Origin of the sequence: Bacillus sp. GMs2/2 (assembly GCF_050172095.1) — a bacterium.
In the GTDB taxonomy this organism is placed as follows: domain Bacteria; phylum Bacillota; class Bacilli; order Bacillales; family Bacillaceae_G; genus Bacillus_A; species Bacillus_A cereus.
In genome coordinates this window covers 1-4,423 of record NZ_JBNLYE010000327.1, presented here as the reverse complement: position 1 = coordinate 4,423, position 4,423 = coordinate 1, and the positions used below count along the sequence as shown (strand labels likewise).

Below are 4,423 nucleotides of genomic sequence, written 5' to 3'. Positions count from 1 at the left end.
CTTATTCAATTCGTAGTATGTGTATTCTTCACTTCAGATGTAAATCGATAATATAGTTATTTAAGTCTTATTGAACTAAAGCACCTATTTGCTTAAATAAATACATTTATATTTATAATGTCTCTCAAATATAATATCAGTTTATAAATTCTCCATTCTTCTCTAGCAGGTATAAGTTAAATTATAATTTGTTAATCGATATGTTTGTGTAACCACTGTTCAAATATCTTTAACTGTTCTTCGGTATGAAAGTAATGTTCACCCGTCTCCATAACTTCTAATTCACAACGATGTTTTTTTGTAAAATAGTTAATAGTTTCAAATTCGCACAGTTCATCCTTAGCTCCGTACATAATTTATGTATCTGTATTCCATGTACTAATAGGATGCTCTTTTACATAGCATAAATAATCCCAATATAACTTTTGACCAATAGGTGTCTCTATAGTCATTTCTTTTTGCAAAAGCTCCGGTGTTACATTAAACCATTTCATCATATTTTCAATAATTCGTTCCATATTAACTACTGGTGATAAAAATAATGCCTTTTTTAGCACATCATTTTGATAAGCTAAAAGACTAAAATACGCCCCCATACTACATGCAAATACGTTTATTTCTTTCCAATGTACTTTTCCATAGTTCATAATTATAGATAATTCATTAACACAAAACTGTACTTTACAAGGAGTGTTATCATTTTTTCTTTCTCCATGCTCAGGTAAATCAAAGCTTAATACTTGATAACCTTTTCGATTGGCTTCTTCAGCTAATATTTGAATAACTGCATCTTCCTTATTTGACATATTTCCATGTACTGCAATAAAAACTTTTTCACTCTTCTCTCCCCACAAAACCGCAGGAATATTACTAATTTTAAAATTATTTTTAAGCATACTCCCTCCATAAAATAAGACATATAGGACTTGAAAAAAATGCACACACTTTATTTATCTCTGTACAGCAGGCAGTATCCGCTTTAACTCTATTAAATCATCTATTACTATATCAGCGTGAGCAAGTTCATCTTCTTGCGCAAAATCAAAATTGCACCCAATTGCAAGTAAACCGTTGTCTTTCGCTGCATTTATATCAGATAGCCGGTCACCAACTACCGCTGCCTCTTTTATATCATAGTTGTTCATAATACTTTTAACTAAGTCACCTTTATTTAGCGATTGTATTTGTTCAATACTAAACGTTTCTGTCACCCACTTGTCTAAAGCATAATACGTTACGATTGCTCGTAAATATTCTTTCAAACCATTACTAGCAATGTAAATTGAACAATTATTTTCTTTTATATATGTAAATATTTCTTTGACATTTGGATATAAAGCGCCTTTTCCGCTTTTTATGTTTTCAATTAGTCTATCTAAAAAATATGCATCTGTTTGTTCTCTTATTTCAATAGAATGGTCCGGTAATAAAGCTTCCCAAACTTTCGGTAGCGGCACACCCATAATTTCACGGTATTTTTCAATCGGTGTTACCGTATCCCATAATTGAAGTGATCTTAAGTGATCAAAAGTATCATCTAACGATAATTCTAAAATTTTATCTGTTTGAAATAATGTTCCATCCATATCAAAAATTAATGCTTGTAACATTCCTATCTCTCCTTTTGGACTATAGTTTTACCAGATATATTTTTAAGCATCTCAATAATAATTTCTGAGCAATAATTCGCAGCAGTTTTCGCGAAGTCATCATAAGAAATTTGAGCTTCATCATCTGCGCTGTCAGAAATACATCTTATAATGAGAAACGGTATATCATTTATATAGGCAACATGTCCAATTGCTGCCCCTTCCATTTCTGTACAATGAGGTGCGTATTCGTCTATTAATTTCGCCTTTAACTTTGAATCTTCAACAAAACATTCACCGCTGACAATTCTTCCTTCATGAACTGCAATCTGTAAACTACTACTAATACAAGCTTTACGTGCTAACTCTACCAATTCCTTACTTGCAATAAATTCCTCTTGGAACGGAAATAAGTTTTTCATTTGAGTTTTACTTACATCATGATGAGTAACATTCGTTGAAATAACTATATCGCCGACTTTTACATCTGAATGTAATCCGCCAGCAACGCCCGTATTAATGATAGAGTCTACATCAAATTTATGAATTAATGTTTGCGCGCATGCAGCTGCATTTACTTTCCCTACACCAGAACGTGTAATAATTACTTCTGTTCCCATGAATTCTCCAATATAAAAAGGCATTCCCGCTATTGTCTGTTCCTCTTGTATAACTAGTTTTTCTAAAAGTAAATCTATTTCAATTTGCATTGCTCCGATAATGCCAATTCTGCTCATGTATGTAATCCCCTTTATTAATTAATCCCTTTAATCCTCTCAGACATAACCGATAATAAAAATTTCGGAAGTACAAGTTGTCGCTTTAATCTTTTCGGCTGTGAGAGTAACCTATACAGCCATTCAGTTCCAGTATCCCTCATTATTTTTGGTGCTCTTTTTACAGTACCAGATATTATATCAATCATGCCTCCGATACCAATAGATAGCGGAACGTTTAATGTTTGTATGTTTTCATAGATAAACTCTTCTTGTTTTGGTGAACCTAGTCCTACGAGTAGTAAATGCGGCTTGAACTGCTTAATTTTCATTTTTATTTCTTCTATTTCTTCACCATTTACAAATCCATGCTGTCCTTTAAATTGTGCTCCTGGGAACTGCTCATTTAATTTTTCTAATGCCTTTTTATTACTTTCTGGCGCAGCTCCAAAAAGAAAGACACGATATTCATTGTCGTTACAATATTTTATTAAATCGTGAGTTAAATCCGCCCCAGTAACACGTTCTTTCAAAGTTCCTTTTAATATTTTCGAGCCAATTATGACACCAATCCCATCCGCTGTTATTAAATCCGCAGATAGTAACATCTTTTTAAACTCCTTTGATTTTTCCGTATTTTCCTTTGCAGACATAACAATTTCAGGATTTGCAGTTACTACAAACCTTGGTTTCCCTTGTTGTTCATGTAGCCAACCTTTTAATAAACTTATAGCTTTTGCATATTCTAAAGTTGAAAAAGGTATACCTTTTATAAACTGCTGATCCACTGTACTCTCCCCTTACATAAGCTGCAAATATTCATCAATGTCTTTAGAAATTTGAATAAAAGCTTTATTCCAAAATTCATAATTTTTTATATCTATTTCAAAATGTTTTTTCATAAGCTCCTCTACTGGAGCCTTTCCTGTTTCTCGTAAGAACTCTTTATATTTCGAATGAAAAGTACTTTTACCTTCTTGAGCTATTTCTAATAAGCTAAAACTTACTAAATATCCAAATGTGTATGGATAATTGTAAAAAGGAACATCTGCTATATAAAATTGAATATATTTCATCCATACAAACGGCTGGTATTCACTTAAAGCTTTTCCATAAGCTTGTTTTTGTGCAATTATAGATAATTTCTCAATTTCATCAGCACTTAAAGGACCCTCTTTACATTTTTCATAAAATGTTTTTTCAAACTGATACGATGCTCGTATTGCCATTACATAATTAAAACTATTTCTTATTTTCCAGCTAAGTAATGACTTTTTCATATCTTTACTATCCGTTGTTTCAATTAGATAATTTAAGAGTACCGTTTCAAAGAAAATAGATGCTGATTCAGCCGTACTCATTGGCAAATAATCATCTAAAAAAGATGTAGATTGTTCAAAACTCATATTATAAAAATGCCAAGCATGTCCTAATTCATGAGCGAGCACTCTTACACTATCTATACTCCCATCATAACGAATGGAAATTCGCGATTCTTTCTCACTGAAAAATGGAGCACAAAACCCACCTGATGGTTTATTCTCTCTCGGTTCAGCATCTACCCAACCACTTTCTATCGCATTACGTGCAAATTCTGCTAATTCTTCATCAATATTCTTACATGCATCATAAACGTTTTGTATTGCTACTGAAAAAGGAATCATGACCTCATTACTTTCCTTTACCGTCATAAGTTCATGCCATGTAATTGAAGCTTTTCCTTTCTTATACACGTTTAAAGCACTTACTAATTTATCAAGGTTTTCTTCTGTCGCATTCCACATTTGGAATAATACAGTTTCTGAAATGCCATTCGCATGAAAAGATTGTGTTAAAATCTCTCTATCTTCTATTTCATTACTCTTTGCATTACGCAATCTCCCTATTTGATTTAATACAGTAGCAAAGATTTCTTTTTCCTTATGTAAAGTACTTGTAAGTAACTCGAATACTTCTAATCTTTCCTTTTCATTATCACTATTCATTGCAATAGTATTTGCTTGTCCAAAAGATAATTGTCTATTATTGCGCTCTATCTCTATCCTATCCCGTAATTGTATGTACATATTTTCCCACGCATTAAGCTCATCTTTTATTAACTTAGTATTATCAGATCGG

General features: G+C 32.2%; 4 protein-coding genes and 1 pseudogene. All 5 read right to left on the bottom strand.

The window, feature by feature from the left end; genetic code table 11:
- Positions 1-191 precede the first annotated feature (191 nt).
- Positions 192-896: pseudogene (locus ACQGS6_RS23530) on the bottom strand (alpha/beta hydrolase).
- Between the two features lie 54 nt (positions 897-950).
- Positions 951-1,610 (bottom strand): HAD hydrolase-like protein, encoded by a 660-nt coding sequence (locus ACQGS6_RS23525; protein WP_000938421.1) that lies wholly within the window; start codon positions 1,608-1,610, stop codon positions 951-953.
- A 2-nt stretch (positions 1,611-1,612) separates the two neighbouring features.
- Positions 1,613-2,326, bottom strand: a complete 714-nt coding sequence (locus ACQGS6_RS23520; RefSeq protein WP_000086546.1) for a 5'-methylthioadenosine/adenosylhomocysteine nucleosidase — start codon at positions 2,324-2,326, stop codon at positions 1,613-1,615.
- 17 nt (positions 2,327-2,343) lie between these two features.
- Positions 2,344-3,093, bottom strand: coding sequence for a WecB/TagA/CpsF family glycosyltransferase (locus ACQGS6_RS23515; RefSeq protein ID WP_000372662.1), 750 nt, complete (start codon positions 3,091-3,093; stop codon positions 2,344-2,346).
- Between the two features lie 12 nt (positions 3,094-3,105).
- Positions 3,106-4,423: M3 family metallopeptidase (locus ACQGS6_RS23510; RefSeq protein WP_426965693.1), on the bottom strand; the 1,318-nt coding region annotated here is incomplete at its 5' end.

What these genes read in the sequence shown, in the direction of transcription:
- ACQGS6_RS23525 (WP_000938421.1), bottom strand. Translation starts at nt 1,610, where the DNA reads ATGTTACAAGCATTAATTTTTGATATGGATGGAACATTATTTCAAACA.
- ACQGS6_RS23520 (WP_000086546.1), bottom strand. Translation starts at nt 2,326, where the DNA reads ATGAGCAGAATTGGCATTATCGGAGCAATGCAAATTGAAATAGATTTA.